Origin of the sequence: Paenibacillus sp. A3 (genome assembly GCF_001399685.1) — a bacterium.
In the GTDB taxonomy this organism is placed as follows: domain Bacteria; phylum Bacillota; class Bacilli; order Paenibacillales; family NBRC-103111; genus Paenibacillus_G.
In genome coordinates this window covers 58,785-83,008 of the sequence record NZ_JTHN01000021.1, presented here as the reverse complement: position 1 = coordinate 83,008, position 24,224 = coordinate 58,785, and the positions used below count along the sequence as shown (strand labels likewise).

Sequence of the window (24,224 nt, the reverse complement as noted above, 5' to 3'; positions counted from 1 at the left end):
TGCTATATTTCCTTCTAAAGCCCCATTCTGCCCCTATACATGTTACCGTAATGCGCCTTCACAATGATTGAATTTATTGATCTATCCCGTTATTGCAACAAGAAATTGATGGTCCCCAACCCCACTGTCGTAATACTTTCACCCTGTTCGGGTGCTCCAAACTATGGAATAATCATCCTCAGGAAGCCAACGCCGCAAGGCGCGCACTTCCGGGAAAATCTCTTCAGGCTATCGCCATCCTTCCTTCTACACCTACCCTGATCTTAGGGTGGCGGCTTTCCTGAAGAGATGGACCATCAGGCTATCGCATCTCTTCCTTCTACCTAATCCCTGATATTAGAGATGCGAATTTCCTGATGACGATCCATCCGTTATGGAGAGGAGGCATCCGGGCTGCCGTATTCTTTGCTTCCCGGAGTCTTATAATGAGAAACGTCATCATTTACCTGAGAAGAAACCGAAAAGTCATCGTCCACCCCGGCTGTCATGTTCTTCCTGATAAATATATGGCAACGGCCTTGAAAAATATCGAGTACCTGGGCTTTACATTCTCCAAATCGTTAATGGAAGTCCTTCGCACCCTGTCCATCGAAGAGTTTACGGCGTTCTACCACCAACTTGTGGCAGACTTGAAATCGCTCCTGGGAGCGAATGTGAACTTCAAGCCGATGTACCCCAATTTTCCCGAGCAAGTGATGCTGCTCAGCCAAGTCGAGCTGTATCTGAACGCCATCTATCACTACATCACCCTCGAACTGCCCGAGCACGAGGCCCTAGAGAGACTCCCGCTGCTGGATCAAGTGGATCTGAAAATCATCGATCTGGGAAGCCAGAAAGAGTTTGATCAAACGATCCGCAATCTCATCGCGGCGAACGGTTCGATTTCCGAACAAGACAAGGAAGATATCGAGTGGGTCATCGCAGCCTACGACGATCTGAGCGCCGTGCTGCCGGACGAGATTCCTCTGAAAGAAAATGTGGGCTTTATAGTCGGTGCGCTGCTGAAATACAACAAGGCCAGCCTAGACCTCGTCGGAAAATACGTGAAGACGGCAACGGATGTGCTGCGCTTGGCTGTTGCGCTCTCTGAGGGGGATGTTAGCCTAGCGGCGAACACGAAGTTCCGCAAATTCAAGCGTGCCGAACGGCGCTTGCTTCTGGGGCTGCTGGAACGGTGCGGCAATATCGTCGAAGATATGCTGCGCTATAAGCATCGCTGGATACGTCTTGGAGAAATTTTGCACCCCGCCGAATACAAAAAACGGTATGCCCGCTGCCAAGAGGCCTTCGATATTCTCCGCAACGATAAACCGTACGAAACGTTCGGCGGAAAAGTGGAGCTTGCGCTTCGCCGGAAGGATACGCTGCTCGCGGCAGCTTTGCTGAAAACGCGCGCGGGTGAATTTGCCAGACGCTTGGATCATCTGTTGCGGCTGTCCGAGGATACCGCGCAAGTGATCGGCCAGTTCGCCGAGGTCGCCGATCAAGCATCTACGCCGGTGCTGCTGCAGGTCATGGCTCATTTTAGCCATCGACAGGAAATGCGCGAGCTGCGCACCTTTTTCCCGAAAGGAAATGTGGCGAAGGCCATGGCCATTCCGAATACGCTGCCGGGTATTCATCAGGATGTTTGCGAAGCGGTGGTCGACACATGCAGACGTACCTTAATCCGCCGCTTCTCGGAGCTTCCGCCGCTAGGAGACGTTTATATCGACGAAAGCTTGAAGCAGTATTTGATGCCGTTCTCGCAGCGGTCGGCCAGCAAGGCGCTGCGTACCATCGTTCGAGGCAGCCGGGTTCGGATGCCGGAAGGGGATACGATCCGCTTTTTCCTCTGGTGGAAGGAAGGGATGGTCAACGGCAAGCATACGGGGCGCGTCGATATCGACTTGTCGGCGGTGATGTATGATAAGAATTGGCAGTATGTTGAGCATATTTCGTACACAAATCTGCGGTCCGACAAATACAAAGCCGCGCATAGCGGAGATATTACGTCGGCTCCCCAAGGCGCATGTGAGTTTATCGATCTGCATATTCCTTCGATCGTCCGGTATGGTGGTCGATTCATCGTCGCCTCGCTGAATTCGTTCACAGAGCAGCCCTATTGCAACTTGCCGGAATGCTATGCCGGTTGGATGATGCGGCAGTCCCCGAAGACCGGGGAGGTATTCGAACCTTCGACCGTGGCCGATAAAATCGATCTCACCGCAGATACCCAGATCGCCATTCCGGTCATTCTGGATCTGGTGGAGCGAACCGTGATCTGGACGGATCTGGCTTTGAAGAAGCATCCGTACTACTATAACAATGTCGAGGGCAATCAAAAAGGGATGGTCCTCATGGGAAAAGCCATGACCACGCTGACGAAGCCGACCCTGTATGATTTGTTCACGCTGCACGCAACGGCCAGAGGTCGCAAGGTAGAGCATGCGGACGAGGCCGAAACGGTGTTTGCCGTGGATCGGGGCGTTACGCCTTATGACATTAGCACCATCATGTCGGAATTCGTTGTGTGACCGGACGTACATTGGAACGCCTTAAGGGGCGTTTCTTTTTTTTTTACAGAATGAGGAATACCCGTCGTCACACATGCTGGGAGCCGATGAAGCATCAGGCGAGGAGCCTGAATGCCACATCGGCTTTTTCCCGTGCGCCTGCCTTGGCCGGACACGGTCCCGCCGCTCAGCCAGACACATCAGCTGATCTTGCTTCCCCGGCTGCGTCCGACTCCAGCGCTTTGATTTTCTTCACCCGGCCGATCAGTAGACCAAGGAGAGCGACGAACAATCCGGAAAGAACGAACAGTAAGCCGATGCCTCTGCCTTGCCCGGTCCCGATGAGCTGCCCGACCGTTTGGCTCAGCGCCCCGTCCGGAAGAAGCAGCGGGTTAAAGACGTGATCCGATAAGAAGCCCGCCGACCCGAAGGCCAGGATGAAGCCCACTTGCGAGATGGAGTAAACCATGGACCATACTCTGCCCTGGTTTTCATTATCGACATTCGTCCGGATAAGCACCTCCAGGCTTGTATTCACAAACGGGAGCGTGACGAAAAAGAGGAACCCGAACACGGTAATCATCGCAACGGCCGGGAACAGGCCCATCAGGGCATAGAACAGACCGGCCAGCGCAAGAAACAGGGAGAGGATGAACACCTTGCTTCGTTTTAAGCCGATTACGCCGATCAACAGGCTGCTTACCAGCATTCCGGTTGCGGATAAGGAAAGGGCGATCCCCAAGGTCCTCGAATCGGCCAAGGCCAGCACCATCGGTCCGAACAGCGATTGAAGCAGCCCGATATAAAAGCAAACCATGGAGGTTAGCACAACCAGCCATAGAATCCCTTTCCGGGAGAGGAGATAGCGGAAGGAATCGGCCAGATCCCGGAAAAAATTCCCGTTGTCCTGCTTTCGCGGGACAGCCTCGCGCTTCGTAATCACCAGCACGGCGGCAACGGCGATCACGAAAGACAAGATATCCAGGATGAGAACCAGCTTAATATCAAAAACACTGACCAGGAACCCGGCTATCATCGGAGAGATGAGATATTGCGCCGATCCCGCCAACTGAATAAGCCCGCTGGCCTGGGAATACAGCTCTTCGGACACCAGATCCGAGACGGCGGCTTTATACGCGGGGGTCTGGATCGCTGTGGATACCGAGCTTAAGGCGACTCCCAAATAAATGTGCCACAATTCCACGTTTCCGGACATCATGACGAACAAAATGAACAAGATACCTATGATCGACCCGGCATCTCCCAAGATCATCATCTTCTTGCGGTCAAACCGGTCGGCAAGCACTCCGGTGAACGGAAGCATAAGAAACGACGGCAAAAAATTGAAAAGAATGATCAACGAATAGTCCATGGCCGACTGGGTCTTCTGAAACACAAAGACACCCAGCGCAAAAGCCGTCAGTCCGCTCCCGATCGCCGAGAAGAGCTGCCCCGCCCAAACGATAAGAAATTTTCGAAACGCTGCATCCCGGACGTTCATTTCCGCACCCCCTAAATAAACGAAAAGGAGCCCCGCTTCGCGCCTAAGGACCTCTCGATCATCGCCTGCATCGATTTAAGCCGTCTCGTCTGCTCCTCTTGATTCCAGTGGAAGAGGCCCGACTCCAGCAAAAATTGTGATCCCGCCAGAAGAAACTGGACGGTTTCCAGCGGATACTCTACATCGAACAGGGATTCCTTTTTGCCTTGTTCGATGACTTGGGCTAATACTGGCGAGATTTTCACGATAATCTCGATGTTGATCCGCTCGTGGAGCTCCCGGTTCTCGGGCCGGTGCAGTCCTTCCATCAATTCGCTTTCGTTGACCGCAAGCTGATGTTGTCCCCGCAGCATCTGACGCAGCTTATCCATCACGCCCATCGCAGAATCGTCCGCGATTTGTCGGTAGACTTCGCAGAGCCGGTCGACCAGCTCGTGAACAAGCGCGTCCAGAATTTCTTCCTTCGATTTAAAGTAATAATAAAAAGTTCCTTTCGCCACGCCGACCTTCTGAATGATCGCCTCCACGGTCGTACCCGCATAGCCGTGATGTCGAAACAGTTCTCCGGCCACCGTCAGAATCTCTTGGCGCCGCGTCTTCGGATCTTTAACAATTCGTTTCATACCGATACCTCCTATAGACTGACCGTCAGTCTATAGAGTATACTATCATATGACTGACCGTCGGTCTATAGAGATTTTTGGAGCTATTTTCCAATGTGCACATCTTTTTTTGCGAAAAAGGATCGCTTACCCCGCTGTCGAATCTATATTCATCATCTTAGAGAGAAGGAATATCGCATGAGCAACTATCCTATTGATGTCAGCAATTTTCATGATACTTTACTGCGGTTAAAAGGAATGGTCAGCGTAGAAAGCAGCGTGGAGAATTTGGAGCCGATCGACCGCGAAATGCTGTCCCTGTCCGATTATGCCCACCTGCCCCACGCCGTTTTAAGGCGTACCAACGGCGGACTGGAGAACGAGGTGTTCCTCCAGTTTGAATTCGAGATCGAACGGTCCGAAGAAGGCTTGGTCGCCCTAGAGTTTATTTCGTGGTTTATCAGGGACCAAGCAAGAGGCGGGAATACCGTCCAGCTGCGTCCTTTTGCGCTTCCGCCGGAAACGCCGTACGGAAGGCAGCTCGGAACGACCTTGAAATTCCATATCGATTTGTTTATCGATGATGTCATCGATACGCTCGAACCGGCTTTTGCGAAAATCAGAGAGCTCGACGCTTCCTTAAATCTGGCTATACGACTGTATCAAATTCCAGTTAAAACCAGCGCTATATGACGATTGTCATACCCTCGATCTGACGTTTATGACTACAGGCTGCCGGACGCTTTCTCTATAATGGAGGATAGAAAACCTGCGTCCGACGTTCTATAACGTTCCCCGCGCGTCCTATCGAGGAGGAAATAAACGAATGCACCAAGCGAGTATAGCTCATCTTAAAAAGAACGTTGGTCCCTTTGAGAAAACCGATACGAAGTCAAGCCTATGGCAGCTTGTGAACACGCTTGTGCCGCTGGTGCTGCTCTGGTATGCGGCGTATGCCAGCCTGTCCGTTTCGTACTGGTTAACGCTTCCTCTCACCATCGTGGCCGGCGGCTTTGTGGTACGGACTTTTATTATTTTCCATGACTGTTGTCACCAATCGTTCTTCAAAAGCCGGCTCGCTAATGATATACTCGGAAATATCACGGGTGTGATGACGCTCTGTCCGTATGAACAGTGGAAATACAGCCATTCGATTCATCATGCTACAAGCAGCAACCTCGATAAGCGCGGCGTCGGGGACATCTGGATTCTCACCGTGGACGAATACGTCGCCGCTCCGTTATGGAGACGGATCGCTTACCGGATTTACCGCAATCCGTTGTCGATGTTCGTCGTCGGCCCGGTCTACGTGTTCCTGCTTCAATACCGCTTTAACCGCAGGGGAGCGAGACGCAAAGAGCGGATCAATACTTACGTAACGAATCTGGCGATCGTCGCTCTGTATGCGCTGCTGATCTGGGTGATCGGCTGGCAGGCTTTTGTGCTGGTTCAAGGCCCGGTCTTTTTCGTCTCCGGCTTGCTGGGGATCTGGATGTTTTACGTGCAGCATCAATTCGAGGAATCCTACTTCGAGAATGAGGACCAGTGGAGCTACGTGAAAGCGGCCGTAGAAGGGAGCTCTTATTACAAGCTTCCGAAGCTGCTGCAGTGGATCACCGGAAATATCGGGTTTCATCACGTGCATCATTTGAGTCCGAAGGTGCCGAACTATAATCTGGAGAAGGCGCATGAGGCCACGCCCGAGCTGCAGAAGGTTACGACGCTTACGATCGGCACCAGCTTGCAGTCGCTTCGTTTCCACTTATGGGACGAGAAGCGCAAGAACTTTGTAGGCTTTAAAGACATCAAGCCTTTGCTCCGCAAGCCGGCGGCCGATCAAGTGAAAAGCCCCAATCCGAGCTTGCAAGGAAAATAAAAGCCTGTTCCAAAAGGGATGACGCCATGCGCAAGTGGATTCAAATTATTCACAAAAATACGGGACTCAGCCCCTATGTATGGGTCGTCTTTTATATTCTTCCGTTTTATTTCATTTTCAGCTCTTCATCGACTTATAAAGTGGTCGTCGGCATTACGATGATCATCGGCTTTTTTATATGCTATGTGCTTACTTTTGTATCCAAAGGATGGCTGGTGTACTTCTGGACCAGCGTGCAGATCGGCATTTCCATTACGATGAGCCTGCTGTTCGGCTATGTGTATTTTTCGCTGTTTCTGGCATTTTTTATCGGCAATATCCACCATCGGGTCGGATTTTTTACGCTGTATTCCATTCATCTGGTCAGCACGCTGGTCTCGATCAATTACGGCTTCGTAACGCAGAATCCGGTCATTATTACGCAGCTGCCGTTTGTGCTGGTCAGCTTGATCGGCGTCATTCTGCTGCCGGTGAACACATACAACCGGAATAAGCGGGAGAAGCTGCAGGACGAGCTGGAGGTGGCGAACAAGAAGATCTCCGAGCTCGTCAAGCTGGAGGAACGCCAAAGAATCGCCCGCGACCTGCACGACACGCTCGGCCAGAAGCTCTCGCTCATCGGCCTGAAGAGCGATCTGGCCGGGAAATTGATCGGAAAAAACCCGAGCCGCGCCCAAGCCGAGCTGAACGACATTCATCAGACCGCCAGAAGCGCGCTGAAGGAAGTGCGGGAGATGGTCACCAAGATGCGCGGTACGCGGCTGGAGGATGAGATGTATCGGGTCAAGCAGATGCTGAAAGCGGCGCAGATCGGTTTTGTTGTGGAAGGCAGCCCGAAGCTGACCAACACCTCGCTGCTGAACGAAAATGTGGTCAGCATGTGCATTAAGGAAGCTGTTACCAATATTGTAAAACACAGCGGCGCATCCACATGCTGGATTGCCATCAAGCCGTCGCGGACGGAGCTCGTGGTCCGGGTGCGGGACGACGGATGCGGTCTGGCGGAGCATCCGGACTGCTTGCGGGGCAACGGATTGGGAGGCATGAAGGAGCGCCTCGAATTCGTGAACGGGAGCCTGGAAATCGGTCCGGGTCCGGGAACGATGATCGTGATCAAAGTGCCGAATGTCTTCAAACAACCGGAAAAGGAGGCGGGAGGATGATTCGCATTGTCATTGCCGAGGATCAGCGGCTGCTGCTGGGCGCGCTGGCTTCTTTGCTCGACCTGGAAGAGGACATGACGGTCGTCGGGCGGGCCAGTCATGGCGAGGATGCGGTTAAGCTGGTCCGCCTCCATAAGCCGGATATTTGCATCATGGACATCGAAATGCCGGGGAAGAGCGGGCTGGAAGCGGCCGAGGAGCTGAAGGGCTGCGGCTGCAAGGTGATCATCCTGACGACGTTTGCCCGCTACGGTTATTTCGAACGCGCACTGAAGGCCGGGGTGCACGGGTATATGCTGAAGGACAGCCCCAGCGAAGAGCTGGCGGATTCGATCCGCAGCGTCATGGCCGGCCGGCGCATCTACGCCTCGGAGCTGGTCGATGAGGCGGACGGGGAGGAGAATCCGCTGACCGAGCGGGAGCAGGAAGTGCTGCACCTGATCGCCGACGGCAAGAACACGAAGGAAATTGCCAGTCAGCTGTATATTACCACCGGGACCGTCCGCAACTACATTTCCGTCATTCTGGATAAGCTCGGCGTCAGCAACCGGATCGAGGCGATCATGCGGTTTAAGGAAAAAGGATGGTTTAAATAACCGCTGCACAAGTCACAAGGAGGCTGGTACCGTGAAAAGCTTGCTTGTAACGGGTTATAAGGCGTCGGAGCTTGGTATTTTTTCGCTGAAGCATCCCGGTATCGCGATTATTAAGAAGGCGCTGAAAAGCCGGTTCGCCGCTTTGCTGGACGAAGGGCTCGAATGGGTGATCGTCAGCGGCCAATGGGGCGTGGAGCTGTGGGCGGCCGAGGCGGCGCTCGAGCTGAAGTCGCAGGGCTTCGAGCTGAAGCTCGCCGTCATTACCCCGTTCCTGGAGCAGGAGGAGAACTGGAGCGAAGAGAAGAAAGCCGCTTATCAGCAGGTGCTGGCGGGCGCGGACTATGTGAACAGCGTCACGAAAAGCAAATATAGCGGGCCGTGGCAGTTTCGCGCGCGGGATCAATTTTTGCTGCGCAATTCCGACGGTCTGCTGCTGGTCTACGACGACGAGAACGAAGGCTCGCCGAAATTCCTTCGGGAGGAAGCGCTGCGTCTGGCGGATCAGGAGTATTATCCGATCCACAGCATCACGGCGTACGATCTGCAAAGCGCGGCCGAGGAAGAGGCAATGCTTCATCAATATGACGAATAAGACGTACACGAACGTCAGGTCGATCTTTTGCGGCTTGGCGTTTTTTTGTGCTGCCATGGGCAACGAGAAACAGTCCGCTGATTCCCAAGCTATGGTAAGATGAAGGCAAGGAGGACGGATGTTCTCCTTTTCACCTTCGGTTCGGGGAGGAGCTTCCCTATGCGGACATGGATTCAAGCGCTTTCGCTGCGCGGCAAGCTGATGGCGGGTATCGTCGTGTGCTTATTGCTGCCGGCCGTCGTTTCCTTTTTTGTTTCCAACTGGTTTACGCAGGACGTGATGAAGGAGCAGGTCACCGGAAACTCGCGAGAATCGTTAAAGATTGTGGACCAGTACGTAGGGAATCAACTGGATCGTATGCTGTATATTTTGAATCTGCTGCAATTTGATCCGGACTTGCATTTATTCGTTACCGAGCTCGGCCAGATGGACCCGGTCCGCCAGCCGTACGAAATCGTTCAAACCAAGCTGAAGCTGAACAAAAGGCTGGACGCGATTCTCGCTTCCTTCGATCCGCTGTATTTGACGATTCTTTTGCCGAATGGGGACTTTTGGGCCAACTACAGCAGCTTTGACTTCGATCCGAAGCAATTGTTCGACAAGTCTTGGTACCAGGAAACGAGCGAATTGGCGCATTATCAGACCCGCTGGGTCGGCGGGGAACCGAACTATGTGCGCAATACGGACGGCGTCCGCCATCCTTACGTCCTTACGCTCGCCAAGTCTATTCGCTCCGGCGATCAGCTCAGAGCGGTGGCTGTCGTCAGTCTGGATGCGGCCGCTTTACAAAAGCTGTTTTCAAGCTCGAAGCAGGAAGAGACGCTTCTCATCACGGATCGGGAAGGCCGGATCGTATTCGACAAGGAGATGGACCGTATCGGCACGCTGTTTCCGTTTCGCGACCAATTGCCATCCGAAGGACAGGCCAGCTTGATCGAGGTCGACGGCGAAGCCAATCTTCTCATAGCGGAAGAGCTTAATCCGCAGTGGCGGCTAGTCAGCATGAGTCCTTATAAGCAGGCATCCAAGCCGATCCAGGCGATTCGCCGCATCGATTTTCTCATTCAAACGCTGTGTTTAATTGTGTTCGCCGGAGTTCTGCTCTATTTGACAGGAGCTTTGACCACCCCCATTCGAAGATTGGCGCAGACCGTAGTCCGCATCGAATCCGGGCATCTGGGCGAACGATCCGGTATCCGGGGCCGGGACGAGGTAGGCCGGCTTGGGTTTGTCTTCGACCGGATGCTGGACCGGATCGAGACGATGGTCCAAAGCATCATCCGCGAGCAAGAGCATAAACGAAAAGCGGAGCTGGCCATGCTTCAGGCCCAAATCAATCCGCATTTTTTATTTAATATTTTGAACTCGATCCGCATGAGAATTCTGCTTCGCGGCGACGCGGAAAATGCCGACCTCATCAGTTCTTTGTCGTCGCTGCTGAGAATGACGATTAACCGCAACAACGAGTTCATCAGCTTGCATGAAGAGATCGAGATGATTGGGCAGTATGTCCGGCTGATTAATGTCCGGCTCGGGGACCGGCTTCAACTAAAGCTGTCGGTGGCTTCGGATGCCGTGCTGGCGGAAGTGCCCCGGTTTGTGCTGCAGCCGATCATCGAGAACGCTTATCTGCATGGATTCGCCCGCAAGGGAGGAACGATCACGATTCATGCGCATCTGGTGGCAGACGGACGTCTGAACATCGTAATCGCGGATTCTGGCGTCGGGATCTCGAAGGAGCGGCTGGAAAAGCTTCGCGCCGATCTGCAGGGGGAGGGCGCAGCGAAGGAACGGGCGTCCGCGGGATTGTCGGGCATCGGACTGCGGAACGTATACGAGCGTCTGCGGCTCATCTATAAGGAGCGTTGTTCTTTTGAAATGGATTCCGAGCTGGGTCAAGGCACGACCATTACCTTGATCATTCCGCAGCAGCGAGAGGAGGAGTAAGGGATGTACACCGTCTTTGTTGTCGACGACGATCTTCCGGTTTTGCACTATTTGAAGGAAGCGCTGCCATGGGAAGCGGTTCAATGCCGGTTGGGCGGCTGCTTTCAAGATCCGGAAGAAGCGCTTTCTGCTGCCGGGACATCGCAGGTGGATATTCTGGTGACGGACATCGGGATGCCGGGAATGGACGGGATGTCGCTGACCCGGGCGATGCGCTTATTACATCCGAAGCTAAAGGTCGTCATTCTCTCGTGTCATGACGAATTCGATTATGCCCAACAAGCGCTCAAGCTTCATGTGACCGATTATGTGCTGAAAGAAACGATGACGGCCGGGCTGATCGGAGACTTGCTGAAGCAGATGAAGGAGGCGCTTGATGCGGAGAGAAGCTCCGAAGCCGCGAAACGGGACATGGAAGCGAAGGTGAAGCAGAACAATAGCTTGCTTCGGCAAGCCTTTATGCTCCATACCATTCAGAGCCCACTTCTTAATGTAAAAGATTGGGAGCGGCGGGCGCAGGAGTATGGGATCGACTTTTCCCAAGGGGAATGGCTGCCAGTGCTGGCCTTTCCCGATCGTCCCCGGGAGGCGGTCGCGAGGTTTCGTACCCCCGAGCTGCTGCGGGATACAGCGGAGAATATATTGGCGGAAGCGCTCGGTACCGGAGCCTGCAGGGTGTTCCCTTACCAGCAGGGGGAGCTGCTGCTGCTGTTTCCTTTTTCCTCCGAACATCGCATCGGGAGCTGGAAGCAGGTGGAAGAGATGCTTCGTATTCAACAGAGGTGTTTGCTTCAATACGGCAAAGTGTCTTATTCGTTTATGGTCGGGCTGCCCTGCAAGGAGCCGCTCCGTCTCAAGGAGAACCTCGCGGCGCTCGTTGAGCTGGGAAAAGAACGGTTTTACATGCCGCACGGATCGGTCGGGCGAATGGAGCAGGCACTGCCCGTCGCAGGCTTGGGGGACGAGCTATTGGCACAGTATGTCCCGGCTTTGGAGGATTTCCGGCAGCTTGTGCTGCAAGAGAAAACGGACTCCATCGCCGCAACCGTCGGTAAATGGATGGGGGTTATGCGTGAAAATCGGTTTCACCCTGTGGAAGTGAAGGAATGGATGCTCAAAATCGTGCTGGAGATCCGCTTGCGGCTGAAATCTCTTCAGATGACGCAAACCAGCTTTTCCTCAGGACTTCTGCATCACGATGTCATGGAACTAGCGAGCCTGCAGGAGCTGGGCGAGTGGCTTCAACATTTCCTGAACCAAGCCGTGGAGTGCGCCGGAAGGATAAGAAAGGAATCGAAGCGCCGCGAGGTGCTGGAATGCCAGCGGTTTGTCGCCGGCAAGTGGCAGGAGCGGGTCGGCCTTGAGGAGGCGGCCGCGCACCTGCACCTCCATCCCAACTATTTGAGCCGGCTGTTTAAACGGGAAACGGGAGAAAATTTTGTCGAGTTCGTCACCCGAACGAAGATGGAGAAAGCGAAGGAGCTTCTGGAACGGACCGACAAAACCGTCGAGGAGATCGCCGCCATGCTCTCGTATGAGAACAAAAATTATTTTACGAAGCTGTTCAAGGCCCATACCGGCGCTTTGCCGAGTGCTTACCGTTCGTCCAGGAAAGGGTGAGAACGCCGTGTTGCGTCCGGCCTTGGGCAAATGGATTAAAAAATGAGTAAAAGTGGTGTAAATCGTGCCTGTTCGGGGAGGGCCATGCCCAATAATATGGGGTTAGCGGACGGAAACGGAGGGATGAAAAATGAGTGCGCTTTCTTGAGCATAGCGTTCGCTGACAGCAGGAAATTATTTTAGTCGAAAGGCGGGTATTTCGTAATGAGCCTTCCTCGTAAAAGAGCAAGCTTTGCTGTACTCCTCGTCATAGCCATGCTGCTGCAATTGGCAGGAGTATTGTACGTCGCCCCTGAGCCTGCGCATGCGGCCGGAACGACTTACTATGTCGATTCGGCGGGCGGAAACGACACGAACGCCGGAACAAGCTCTTCCGCGCCATGGGCTACTTTAGCCAAAGTCAACGGCACGACATTTCAGCCCGGCGACAAAATTTTGTTCAAATCGGGTGGCGTCTGGACCGGCCAGCTGTGGCCCAAGGGATCGGGAACGAGCGGGAATCCGATTGTGATCGACAGCTACGGAAGCGGCGCCAAGCCGATTATTAACGGAGCGGGCACGAGCTATCCCGCGAACACCTCAGGCGCCGTCATGCTGTACAATCAAGAATATTGGGAAATTAATAACCTTGAGGTGACCAATTTCAGCTCTTCCATTGTGTCCTCAAGGGCCGGTATTCTGGTGTACAACAATCAATCGGGCTTGAAAAACCATATTTATGTGAGAAATTGCTACGTTCACGATGTGAATTCGGATGTGAACGGCAACAAAAACAGCGGCGGAATCATCTTCTTCGGCACGCATATCGACAAAGACGGGAAAGCTACGGTAGGCTTGCAGGCCGGATTTAACGATGTGCTGGTGGAGAACAACCATGTCGCCAATGTGACTAAGGAAGGGATCCGCACGAAATCGGATGCGGGCAACGGCTATCCGAAGATCAGCACGAATGTCGTATTCCGGGGCAACTTCGTCGAAGAGGTATGGGGAGACGGCATGGTGCTGGCGGAAGTGCTGTCCGGCGCCTTGGCCGAATACAACACGGTGAAAAACCATAGCAAAACGTCTTCCGGCAATTACGCGGGCCTTTGGACGCACTATACGACGGGAGCCGTCGTCCAGTTCAACGAAGTGTACGGCGGAAGCGGCGGCAACAACGACGGGGAAGCCTTCGATTCGGACAACAATTGCATCGGAGACGTGTTCCAGTATAACTACAGCCACAATAACTCCGGCGGACTCGTGTTGGTTATGCCCAGCGCGAGCAATTTGAAATTCAGGTACAACATCAGCGAAAACGACGGTTACCGTTCAGGTCAGGAGATCTTTTTCTATCATAGCACCAGTGCAGGAAACGAAATTTACAACAATACCATTTATGTGGGACCTAACGTGACGACCCAAGTTTTTGATAACGATTCCAATATGGTCAAGTTTTATAACAATATCATTAAAGCGGACGGAACGATTACGAAGTTCGCGGAGAAGGCCTGGAGCACCTCAGCAGTATTCAAAAACAACAGCTTCTACCCGGCAACCATTGACGACATCAACGGCCCTGTGTCGCATCCCGGTTTGGTAACGGCCGATCCGCAGCTCGTCAATCCTGGCGCCGGAGAAACGAACATCAATATGAACGATCCGAACCGGTTGAACGGCTACAAGCTTCAGCCAACGTCGCCGCTCATTAACAGCGGGGTCTCCGTGGCAAATAACGGCGGCAGAGATTTCTGGGGCACGGCTCTGTACAACGGCAATCCGGATATCGGCGCTTTCGAGTATGCGTCGAGCGGTCCGATCCAGCCTTCGGTAAGCTATGAGCCAACCGCCGATTCCTATGTCAGGGACGGAGCTTATGCAGGTACGAATTACGGCACCGAGGCGACGATGATGGTCAAAGCCGATGCGTCCGGGTACGCGAGAAAATCTTATTTGAAGTTCAATTACGGAACCTTTGGCGGTTCAAGCGCAGCTTCTGCCAAAGTGAAGGTGTATGTCCCGGCCGTCAATACGGACGCTTCAAGAACGGTCAAGTTATACGGCACCGCGGATGAAAGCTGGAGCGAGACGGGCATCAACTGGAACAACGCTCCGGCTGGTACGATACTCATTGGCAGCGTGGTCATAGGCAATACGGTCGGGACATGGTATGAATTCGATGTGACAAACTATGTGAACAGCCAAATGTCGGACAAGCTCGTGTCGTTCTTGCTGGTGAACGAAGGCGCGGCCAGCTCGAAGGGAGACGTTTCTTTCAATACCAAAGAGGCCGCGAGCAATAAGCCGCAGCTCGTATTGACGCAATAACCTCCCATACTTAGAGGGATTGTCAGGACCATCGGGAAATAGCAGAAGCTTGGATGACGGAGTCTCTGCTATTTCCTTGATGCTTTAGGAGGCTTTTCGCATGAAGAAACGGATGCCGCTTTTCATTGTGCTGCTTGCAGCTTTGCTTGTTTTATTGTTCTTCTTGCTCGGACAGCGGTCCGGCCGCGATGCTTATGCAGAGGTTTTGACGATCAACGGGGAACCTGTTGTTTTAGGTGAATTTGAAATGGTTCTAAAGGATCGCGTAGCGGAAGTGTATGGATATTTTCATGAAACCTATGGCGTGCAAGATAGTGCGGAATTTTGGACGAAAAGCTTCAACGGTGAAATTCCATTGGAGATGGCAAAGAAAAAAACGCTGGAAAAGCTTAAAATCATAAAGACAGAGCAGCTTCTGGCCAAGCAGTACGGATTGACGGACGATGTCAGCTACAGAGGCTTTAAAGAGAGTCTGGCCGAAGAAAACAAAAGAAGAGCAGAGGCTGTGAAGAAGGGCCAGCCTATATTCGGACCCCGCGAATATAGCGAGATCGCCTATTTCAACCACGTTCACGACACGATCAAACGGCAGCTTCTTGACTATGCTGCGAACCATGAAGCTCGGGCCGCGAATGAGGCGCTGCATACTGCTTACGAGAGCATGCGAAAAAAAGGGGAGCTGAAGAAGCCCGACCGTATTCGTACGCAAGTCGTTGAATTGGCTTTTGGAAACGGGGATGGCGCCAGTTCCTTAACAAGAAGCGTCGCGGTGGAGACGATGAACGGAATCCGATCCGGGTTGGCGGGCAGCAAGGAGGCCGATGCGGTTGTCCGGCAGCTTGGGGTAAACGCGTCGGTAAAGGAAAGAACATTCGACGAATCGACCTATGCTGTGGATAGCAGCGAGGAAGAAGAAAAGGTGTTCGCTGCTGTCCGCAAGCTGAAGCCGGGCGAAGTCAGCGAATTATTCGAAACGGCCGGATCGGTATTCGTCCTTCAATGTACGGAGCGCACACCGGGCGGGGATCTCCGATTTGAAGATGTTCAGGAGCGGCTAAAGTGGAAGTACGCCGAAGACCAGTTGGGCAAACGGGTAACCGAGACGGCGGAAAACGCGAACATCGTGATCCATCCTAAGGTGTATGACGAGATTGCCGTGCGTTAGCTTGCCTCTGCGTGCCAATAAGTCAAAATAATGAACACATCCGGTAAAAATCATGCAAATCTTTCGCAGGCGCTCCGTGCTATCATGTTTCGTAGGAATGCAACCAGAGATGATCGAAGACGGAGGGAGCTTATGCTGTATCCACAATCAAGTAGTTCCAGAGCGATGATTTCGCTAGACGGATTTTGGAAGTTTGCACCGGATGTTAACGATGACGGGGAACAACGGGGATGGCCGCTTCAACTGCCAGCCGACAGGGAAATCGCGGTACCGGCCAGCTGGAACGAGCAATTTCAAGATTTGATGTATTTTTTCGGCACGGGCTGGTATGAGCGGGAGATAGAGCTTTCCAGACAGCTTCGCTCGGAACGGGTCTGGCTGCGCGTCGGCTCGGCCAATTACTTGTCGACCGTTTGGGTCAACGGGACGGAAGTCGGCCGGCATGAAGGCGCTCACCTTCCGTTCGTGTTCGAGATTACCGACCATGTCCGGTGGGACGGCCCGAACCGCATTACGATCCGGGTAGACGCCGCGATTGCGGCCGACCGTCTTCCGCCGGGAGACGTGGAGGATGAGCAGATCGTCGGATTCAAAGGACAGTATCCGAACAACTACTACGACTTTTTCCCTTATGGCGGCATTCACCGTTCGGTGACGCTGTTTACGACTCCGCTGTCCTTTGTCAGCGACATTCGGATTACGACGGAGATCGACGGCACGGACGGCAAAGTCAAAGCCCATGTCGCTCTAAGCGACGGCTTCGAAGGAGCTTGCACCGTTAGCATACGTGGCACGCAATGCTGTTCGTCCGTGGAGATTGGAGCGGCCGGGCCTTCGGTTGATTTTGACTTCACCGTTCCGGCGGCAAGACTTTGGTGTCCGGAGGACCCCTTCCTGTACGAATTGGAAGTCCGCTTGACGGACGGGGATGGCCAAGTGATAGATCAGTACGTGCAAACGTTCGGCATCCGGACCGTGTCGATTCGGGGCACCGAGCTTTTGCTGAACGGCAAACCGGTATTTCTCACCGGCTTTGGCATGCACGAGGATTTCCCGGTACTGGGCAAAGGCATCTCTCCCGCGGTCATCGCCAAAGATTTCAACCTGCTGAACTGGATCGGAGCGAATTCGGTCCGCACGTCGCATTATCCGTACAGCGACGAGTTTTTGAGCTATGCGGATAAGCACGGCCTGTTGGTTATCGGCGAAACGCCTTTCGTCGGCTTCGTCCGCAGCCATTATCAAGGAACGGCCATCCTGAATAAAGCGAAACGGGTGATCACGGAAATGATCGAACGCGATGTCAACCACCCGTGCGTTATCGCCTGGAGCTTGGCGAACGAAGGAGATACGTTGGCCCCGGAGGCGGATGCGTTCTATGAAGCGCTGTACAGCCATGCGAAATCGCTGGACGATACGCGGCCGATTACGATTGTCAATTGCGTCGATGTGGAGAAGGACGTCGCGCTGAAGCATTACGACTTTGTCAGCCTTAACCGGTATCACGGCTGGTACGAGCAGGCCGGCCGGTTGGACGAAGGCTGCCGCATCCTGAGCGAGAAGCTGGACCGCTGCTACGAGGTTCTCGGCAAGCCGGTGATCGTGACGGAGTTCGGAGCGGATGCGGTCGCCGGCGTGCATGTCGACCCGCCGGAGGTGTTTTCCGAGGAATATCAGGCGGAAATGGTTACCCGGCAGTATGAGATCATCCGGCAAAAGCCGTATACGATCGGCGCTCACGTATGGTCGTTCGCCGATTTCAAGACAAGCCAGACCCCTTCGCGGGTCGTCGTCAACCGCAAGGGCGTGTTCACGCGCGACCGCCAGCCGAAGCTTTCGGCGCACAAGCTGAAGGCGCTTTGGGGCGGAGAATCGCGCTGAGGCGTATCGAGCGCCGGGAATCACCGGCGGACGCAGCGTAGCAACTTATCTCGCGCACGGATCGCCGTCATAGCCCATTCGTATGAACGCCAGGCAGCATAATTTTGCTGCTCGGCGTTTTTTTTATTAGGCAGTGCCAAGACAATGAACGATTCCTCTGGCTTATGCACCGACGCAGTGAACAAGAAATGCGTGAGGCAAATTACTTTACTTAAAAGGAAGTATTTATATATAGGACCTTGGGATTGTATATTTTTTGTATAGATTGGATTGATATACTGATGTAGGCAGGGAAAATGTAGAAATCTGGCGGACGGTGTTTTAGCGGATAGTAGTCCCAAGAGGCACCAAATGCCAAAAAAACGGAGGAGGATTGATAAAACGTGTTTTTCCAACGAATCCAGTTTTACTGGAGAAAGCGGATGGCCTTGCTGCTCATTGTGGCGCTGGTGCTCGGGAGCTTCTCCGGCGGAATCGCCCCGCTGAAGGCGGATGCGGCTCCAGGAAATACCCTTCCTTCATGGGCGGACAAGGCGGTTTTATGGCTTAAAGCGGATGCAGGCGTTACTCCTGCGACTTCCGATCCTAGCACCACGCTTACCGGTTGGGAGGATCAGACAGGCACGGTCGGGTTTCAAGTCTACGGAACGCCGGGCTATCGGACTGGCGGCGTTAACTTTAATCCCGTCGTTACCTTTTCGAACAAGGACGCTCTAAATGGCTACTTGAGCGGTAAGCAAAAGGTGAATTATGCCGACGGGTATGCCGTATTCAAGGGAAGCGGCACCGTCGTAGGTTCCGTGTACAATTTGGCGAATTATGGAGCCGCCGTTTTTGGAATTCAAGACAATAAGCTTTATGTAGGTAACGGTACGAATTACACGTACTATCAGTATTCTTTTGACAACAACACTGCCAAGGCCCGCCATCACTTGGCCGGATATGACATCTCAACCGGCGCAAAGAAAGCTGATGTGAGTGTGAACGGGAAAAGCGGAGTTGCGAGCTTAAATAATGGAAGCTATCCTGTGCCGGCTTCGTTAGAATTCGCTCCAATGATTGGAGGCACTAGCAGCGGCTGGGCGAATTACGACGGAGAGATTGCGGAGGTCATCCTTTTTTCGGAAAGCACCGCTGGCAATCGAAGCAAAATTGAAAGCTATCTCGCGCTGAAATATGGTCTGACCTTGAACGGAGGCCAGTCGGACTACGTTGACAGCACAGGCAGCACGGTTTGGTCTAAAGAGACCAATGCCGGTTACGGCAATCGCATCACAGGCATCGGCAAAGATTCCGGCAGCGGGCTGGAGCAAAAGCAGTCCAAGTCCCAGGAAAACGGGGCGCTGGTGACGATCGCGGCGGGGAATGAGATCCGATTCTCCAACAAAGACTTTGCAAGCGGCAGTATCGCCAACGACAAATCTTTCATCATGTTCGGCGATAATAATGGCGCTACAACTTATAGTAAGGATGTCGACAACTCGGGCCTGAAGCGGATGGAACGCGTCTTCAAGTTCGTTAAAACGAACTGGGCCGATCGAGAGGTCACCTTGCAGCTGGAAGGGATCGGCACGAAGCCGACCTATTTGCTAATCGGCGATAATCCCGGATTCACGGGGACGCCGGCTGCTTTCCAGTTGGATTCCACGGGTAAAGTGACGATCAACAGCGACGCGTTGAAAGTCGGTTCGTACTTTACGTTCGCTGAGGGAATACTGGCCCCTAGAGTGCCCGGCGGCGTAACCGGCGCATCGTTATGGCTGAAAGCGGATAAAGACGCCGCGGCGGCAGGAGGACAATTGACCGGCTGGGCCGATCAGACGAATACGAACCAATTTACGGTTGTAGGAACACCGCAATATAAGACGGGCGCCGTCAACTTTAATCCGGCCGTTACGTTTGAGAATACGGCGAAAGCCAGTCAAAATCCGAATGAGGTTTTAATCGGCAGCAAGGAAATTCGTTTCAAAGAAGGGTATGCGGTTTTCAAGCAAAGAGCGGGGACGGTCGTAGGTTCCGCAGCTCCTCGTCCGGGCGGTTATGGAGCAGGTCTCTTCGCGGGCTGGAGCAATAAATTGTGGCTCGGCAACGGAGCGCTCGTCACCTATCACGGGTTTCCGTTCCGCGATGTAAGCCGATATTATTTGGCCGGTTTTGATCTGGCCAATTCGGGCGACTCCCAAGGCAGACTGGATGGCGCGCCCCAACCCGTGACCCGAAACAAGACGTTCAACGAGATTACATTTACCCCGGTCATCGGGGGCACCTTCGGCGGGGGAAGCACGAACAATTGGGATCATTACAAAGGCGATGTTGCCGAGGTCGTCCTTTTTCCCGCAAGCAAAACCGAGCTTGAGAAGCAGCGGGTTGAAAGCTATCTGGCACTGAAATACGGTTTGACGCTGAACAAAGGCAAAATGGATTACGTAGCCAGCAACGGGGCGGATAAGATGTGGACCGCTGCGGCCAATGCCGGGTACGGCAACCGGATTACAGGCATTGGCCGCGATAATGGAAGCGAGCTGCTGCAAAAGCAATCCAAATCCCAGGAAGCCGGCGCGTTGGTGACCGTTGCCTTAGGCAACGAGATCAAAGCGACGAATGCGGAAAATACGAATTCGGTAGCGGACTTATCCTTCTTCACGTTCAGCGACAACAATGGGACGATCAAGTATGACGATGTCATCAAGGAAAATCAACAAACGCAGCAGCATGATTTGAAGTTGATGAAGCGGGAATTCAAAGTAGAGAAAACAAATTGGCAGGACGCGGACATTACCTTGAAGCTGGATAAGGCAGCGGACAATCCGGCTGTCCGGTACTATTTGGTCATCCGTGACGCGGCCGGGACGACGACAGAGCTTATTCCGCTGAATGCGGCGGGCGAAGCGACGTTCAACAGCAGCAAGCTTGCCAACGGCTATGTGTTCTCTTTTGCGAAGGTGAACAAAGACAAGCTGCAAGTCAACATAAGCGGGGTTCAGGGCCTGACCAAAGATAGCTACACCCCCGAAAGCTGGGCTGTGCTGCAGGCTGCCTTGACGGCTGCAAAAGACGTACTGGCTAACCCCGATGCTACCCAAGAAGAGGTCGATGCGGCGCTGGCTGCATTGGAAGCCGCACGGCAAGGGTTGGGCAGCTGGGCTGAACAGGTGAAAGCCAAAGCGGACGAAATTCAGGCTGAGCTTGATCTCGGACGTTTGAAGGAAGGCGATTATACGACTGGCAGCTGGGGAGAGCTGACGACCGCGTTGTCCGAGGCGAAAGCTTTGCTGAAGAAATCGCCGGCCGCGAGCCCCAACGAGCTGGGACAAGCGTTGTCCAAGCTGGAGATGGCAAGAAAGACTTTGGTAGACTTAAGCCAGTTGCGCGACAAAGAGGCCGAGATTACGGCCGAAAAGCTGAAGGCAGACGGCTACACCCAAGCAAGCTGGCAAGCGCTGCAAGGTGCATTGACTGATGCAAAGAACGTATTGGCTAAGCCGAATGCGACCCAGGCAGAGGTTGATGCAGCGAAGGACGCGCTGGTAGCGGCAAGAGCGGCATTGGAGGCCGTTGGAAAAGACGCGCTACAAGCGAAAGTCGATAAAATCAACAGCGAGGGCCTGGTTGAAGCGAAGTTCACTCCGGAAAGCTGGGCAATCCTGCAAAAGGCGCTGGCTGACGCTGCGGCTGTACTGAACGATCCGAACGCCACGCAAGCGGAAGTTGACGCGGCGCTGGCTGCATTGGAAACGGCCCGAACCGGTCTGGCCCCTGTAGATGCAGGAGTGAACAAAGCCGCGCTGCAAGCGAAAGCGGATGAAATTAACGGGGAGAACCTGAACGAAGCCGACTATACGCCGGCGAGCTGGCAAGCGCTGCAAAAGGCGCTGGTTGATGCCGTGGCGGTGCTGAGCAATCCGAACGCCACGCAAGAGGAAATTGATGCGGCATTGGCTGCACTGACTGCCGCGCGCAATCAATTAAACCGGTCGGATGCCGTGCTTGGAAAGCTGGATGTGGTCGATTCGAAGAACGGCAAACCAATCGCGTTGTCTCCGGTGTTTGACGGGAATAAATATTTGAATTATGAGGCTGTGGTATCGAATGCCGTCTACGGTGTCGGCATCGCTCCGCAAGCGCTCGATCCGAATAGCAAGATTACGGTCACCTTGAACGGTCAAGAGGTTAACGCAGCGTCTTGGAAAAACCTGCCTCTGAAGGAAGGCCGGAATGTGATCAAGGTGGAAGTGACCGACCCGAACGGGAAGAAAAATAGTTACACGATTGAAATTTTGCGCGTCTCGAGCAAGCTGGCTTCGCTGACGCCTTCTACCGGAAGTCTCAATCCGGCCTTCGATCCGGACAAAGAAGCCTACACGATGAGCGTGTCGAACAGCGTTTATCAGCTTGGATGGACACCGGTGGCGCTTGATCCGAAGGCCACGATCGAAATCAGTGTCAACGGCGGGGCGTTTACAGCCTTGTCCAATGGAAAGACGAGCCCGGATTATGCGCTGAATGTCGGCACCAACACAATCGTCGTCAAGGTAACCGATCGGAACGGTGAAGTGAAGCAATATACGATTACCGTGACAAGAGCGTCCGACTCCACCACATCGAGTGGAAACAGTGGAGGGTACTGGGGAGGCGGAGTTACTTCTAACCCGGCAGGTATCGAAACGAGCGTGAACGGTAAAGACGCTTCGTTTGCGACAGGAACTACGGAGCAATCAGAAGGCCGCACGCGTACGACGATTCAAGTCGACGCAGGCAAGCTGAACGATCTGTTGTCGCAAGGCCAAGGGCAGAAGCTCGCCATCCGCGTTCCGAAGGAAGGCGATGTCCGGGTGGATGGTTTGACGGCAGCGATGGTCAAGCGGCTGGCCGATACCGGCTCGAGCCTGGAAATCAGCAGCTTGCTCGCGATCTACCCGGTTCCTGGCAAGCAGTTGGACTTGAACGCCATCGCGAAGCAATGGAATAATGCAGCGCTTGGCGATATTGCGGTCCATGTTGACATTAAGCGTTCTTCGGCTGCACAGATCGAAAATGCCCGTAGCAAGGCAACAGCAGAAGGATATGAACTGCTCGTCGATCCGGTCGATCTCGATTTGACCTTCACCCGCGAGGGACGTACGGTCAGAGCGGGACAATTGAACGGATATGCCGCGAAATACATTGCGCTGCCCGAAGGCATCGATCCGAATCGAATCACGACAGGCGTTATCGTCAACCCGGACGGAACGGTGTTCCATGTCCCGACGGTCGTTACGAAAATCGACAGCCGCTATTTTGCGCTGATCAACGATTTGCGCAGCCATGGCACGTATTCCGTCATTTGGAATCCGCAGGACTTCGATGATGTGAAGACCCATTGGGCCAAAGCAGAAGTGAACAATATTGCAGCGAGACTGGATCTTGCGGGAACGGGGAACAATACGTGGTCGCCGGATCGCAGTGTGAACCGTTCGGAGTTTGCGGCCATCGTCGTCTCCGGTCTGGGTCTCATGCGCCAGGATGCGCCGCAGAGCACATTCCATGACGTTGCTTCGTCGGCTTGGCACCATCGTGCCGTGACCATTGCCAATGAATTCGGCATCGTGCTTGGCTATGAAGACGGCTCGTTCCGGCCTGAACAGCAGATCACCAGAGAGCAGGGGATTGCCATGATTGCCCGCGCGTATCGTGTGATCGATCCTCAAAAAGCCGTTAGTCCGAGTGAGCAGGATGCGCAGCTCTCGGCGTTCGGTGATGCGAAGAACGTCTCTTCTTGGGCGAAGGAAGCTGTAGCTATGATGATAGCGGCCGGCATCGTCGAAGGAAAAGACGAGCAGCTGCTGAAGCCGCAAGACAGCATGACGCGTGCGGAAACCGCGGCGCTTATTCAAAGGCTGTTGAAAACAACGCATCTTATCGATTGATTCGTAAGCGAAACGACCACTGCCGGGGCTTCAAGACCGGCGGTGGTTTTTCTCTTTTTGAGAGTCTTTAGCCGAAATATGAAATGGAAAAGGAGGACAATCCGGTTGAGAGCGATACTTGTGGACGATGAGCAGTTGGCTTTGAGGCAGCTCAGGCAAATGCTGGAATGTGATGTGGGTGGTGTTGAAGTCATCGAAATGTGTATGGATCCGAGCCAAGTGGTTGACATGACGACAAAGCATCAGCCCGATGTTGTGTTTCTCGATATCCACATGCCCGGGATCAACGGCTTGCAGCTGGGAGAGCAGTTGCAATCTGCCGTTCCCGGCACCGAGATTGTATTCGTGACCGGTTGCGGCCAGTGTACGGCAGACGCTTTTAAACTTAATGCGCTCGATTATATTTTGAAGCCGATTCAAGCGGATCGTTTGCGGCAGACGGTACAGCATTTGAGAGAAAAGCAGAAGGCGAACGAAGAAACCGACCTGAATTCACAGCGTCATTGATTTACTGTTTGATCGAAGATCAGGGGAAGGCCGCGCCCTGGTCTTTAAATTTTTTTGGCCGTTAAT

15 protein-coding genes are annotated in these 24,224 nt (G+C 53.6%); 13 read left to right on the top strand and 2 right to left on the bottom strand.

Annotated features, from left to right (window positions below; genetic code table 11):
- Window positions 1-425 precede the first annotated feature (425 nt).
- Window positions 426-2,516 (top strand): TerD family protein, encoded by a 2,091-nt coding sequence (locus QJ48_RS02690; protein WP_054972119.1) that lies wholly within the window; start codon window positions 426-428, stop codon window positions 2,514-2,516.
- Between the two features lie 166 nt (window positions 2,517-2,682).
- On the opposite strand, the gene QJ48_RS02685 is transcribed toward QJ48_RS02690, so the two are convergent.
- Together QJ48_RS02685 and QJ48_RS02680 are read right to left on the bottom strand one after the other, a co-directional pair.
- Entirely contained in the window at window positions 2,683-3,996 is a 1,314-nt protein-coding gene (locus tag QJ48_RS02685; protein ID WP_054972118.1) for an MFS transporter, read from the bottom strand.
- 11 nt (window positions 3,997-4,007) lie between these two features.
- The gene (locus QJ48_RS02680) at window positions 4,008-4,619 is read right to left on the bottom strand and encodes a TetR/AcrR family transcriptional regulator (protein WP_054972117.1); all 612 of its coding nucleotides are present in this window, start codon (window positions 4,617-4,619) and stop codon (window positions 4,008-4,010) included.
- 177 nt (window positions 4,620-4,796) lie between these two features.
- Here QJ48_RS02680 and QJ48_RS02675 point away from each other — a divergent pair, with 177 nt between their 5' ends.
- The 12 genes from QJ48_RS02675 to QJ48_RS02620 all read left to right on the top strand — a co-directional run bounded on the left by QJ48_RS02675 (window position 4,797) and on the right by QJ48_RS02620 (window position 24,158).
- The gene (locus QJ48_RS02675) at window positions 4,797-5,291 is read left to right on the top strand and encodes a hypothetical protein (RefSeq protein WP_054972116.1); all 495 of its coding nucleotides are present in this window, start codon (window positions 4,797-4,799) and stop codon (window positions 5,289-5,291) included.
- Window positions 5,292-5,424: 133 nt separating this feature from the next.
- On the top strand, window positions 5,425-6,474 hold the full coding sequence (locus tag QJ48_RS02670; RefSeq protein ID WP_054972115.1) for a fatty acid desaturase: 1,050 nt from the start codon (window positions 5,425-5,427) through the stop codon (window positions 6,472-6,474).
- A 26-nt stretch (window positions 6,475-6,500) separates the two neighbouring features.
- Window positions 6,501-7,637: a sensor histidine kinase gene (locus QJ48_RS02665; protein ID WP_054972114.1), complete on the top strand. Its 1,137-nt coding sequence runs from the start codon at window positions 6,501-6,503 to the stop codon at window positions 7,635-7,637.
- Window positions 7,634-8,233 carry a response regulator transcription factor gene (locus QJ48_RS02660; RefSeq protein ID WP_054972113.1) on the top strand — a complete coding sequence of 200 codons (600 nt, stop codon included), beginning with the start codon at window positions 7,634-7,636 and terminating at the stop codon, window positions 8,231-8,233. The genes QJ48_RS02665 and QJ48_RS02660 overlap by 4 nt, the downstream gene beginning before the upstream one ends.
- 31 nt (window positions 8,234-8,264) lie before the next feature.
- Window positions 8,265-8,825, top strand: coding sequence for a DUF1273 domain-containing protein (locus tag QJ48_RS02655; RefSeq protein ID WP_054972112.1), 561 nt, complete (start codon window positions 8,265-8,267; stop codon window positions 8,823-8,825).
- A 159-nt stretch (window positions 8,826-8,984) separates the two neighbouring features.
- Entirely contained in the window at window positions 8,985-10,772 is a 1,788-nt protein-coding gene (locus tag QJ48_RS02650) for a sensor histidine kinase (protein ID WP_054972111.1), read from the top strand.
- A gap of 3 nt (window positions 10,773-10,775) precedes the next feature.
- Window positions 10,776-12,392 (top strand): helix-turn-helix domain-containing protein, encoded by a 1,617-nt coding sequence (locus QJ48_RS02645; RefSeq protein WP_054972110.1) that lies wholly within the window; start codon window positions 10,776-10,778, stop codon window positions 12,390-12,392.
- 204 nt (window positions 12,393-12,596) lie between these two features.
- Window positions 12,597-14,699: a DNRLRE domain-containing protein gene (locus tag QJ48_RS02640; protein WP_157261481.1), complete on the top strand. Its 2,103-nt coding sequence runs from the start codon at window positions 12,597-12,599 to the stop codon at window positions 14,697-14,699.
- Between the two features lie 100 nt (window positions 14,700-14,799).
- The gene (locus tag QJ48_RS02635; protein WP_054972108.1) at window positions 14,800-15,864 is read left to right on the top strand and encodes a peptidyl-prolyl cis-trans isomerase; all 1,065 of its coding nucleotides are present in this window, start codon (window positions 14,800-14,802) and stop codon (window positions 15,862-15,864) included.
- A 132-nt stretch (window positions 15,865-15,996) separates the two neighbouring features.
- Complete coding sequence (uidA, locus tag QJ48_RS02630; RefSeq protein WP_063858000.1) at window positions 15,997-17,745, top strand: beta-glucuronidase; 1,749 nt, start codon at window positions 15,997-15,999, stop codon at window positions 17,743-17,745.
- 383 nt (window positions 17,746-18,128) lie between these two features.
- Window positions 18,129-23,651, top strand: a complete 5,523-nt coding sequence (locus tag QJ48_RS02625) for a cadherin-like beta sandwich domain-containing protein (RefSeq protein WP_054972106.1) — start codon at window positions 18,129-18,131, stop codon at window positions 23,649-23,651.
- Window positions 23,652-23,756: 105 nt separating this feature from the next.
- Window positions 23,757-24,158 (top strand): LytTR family DNA-binding domain-containing protein, encoded by a 402-nt coding sequence (locus tag QJ48_RS02620; protein ID WP_054972105.1) that lies wholly within the window; start codon window positions 23,757-23,759, stop codon window positions 24,156-24,158.
- Window positions 24,159-24,224: the final 66 nt, after the last annotated feature.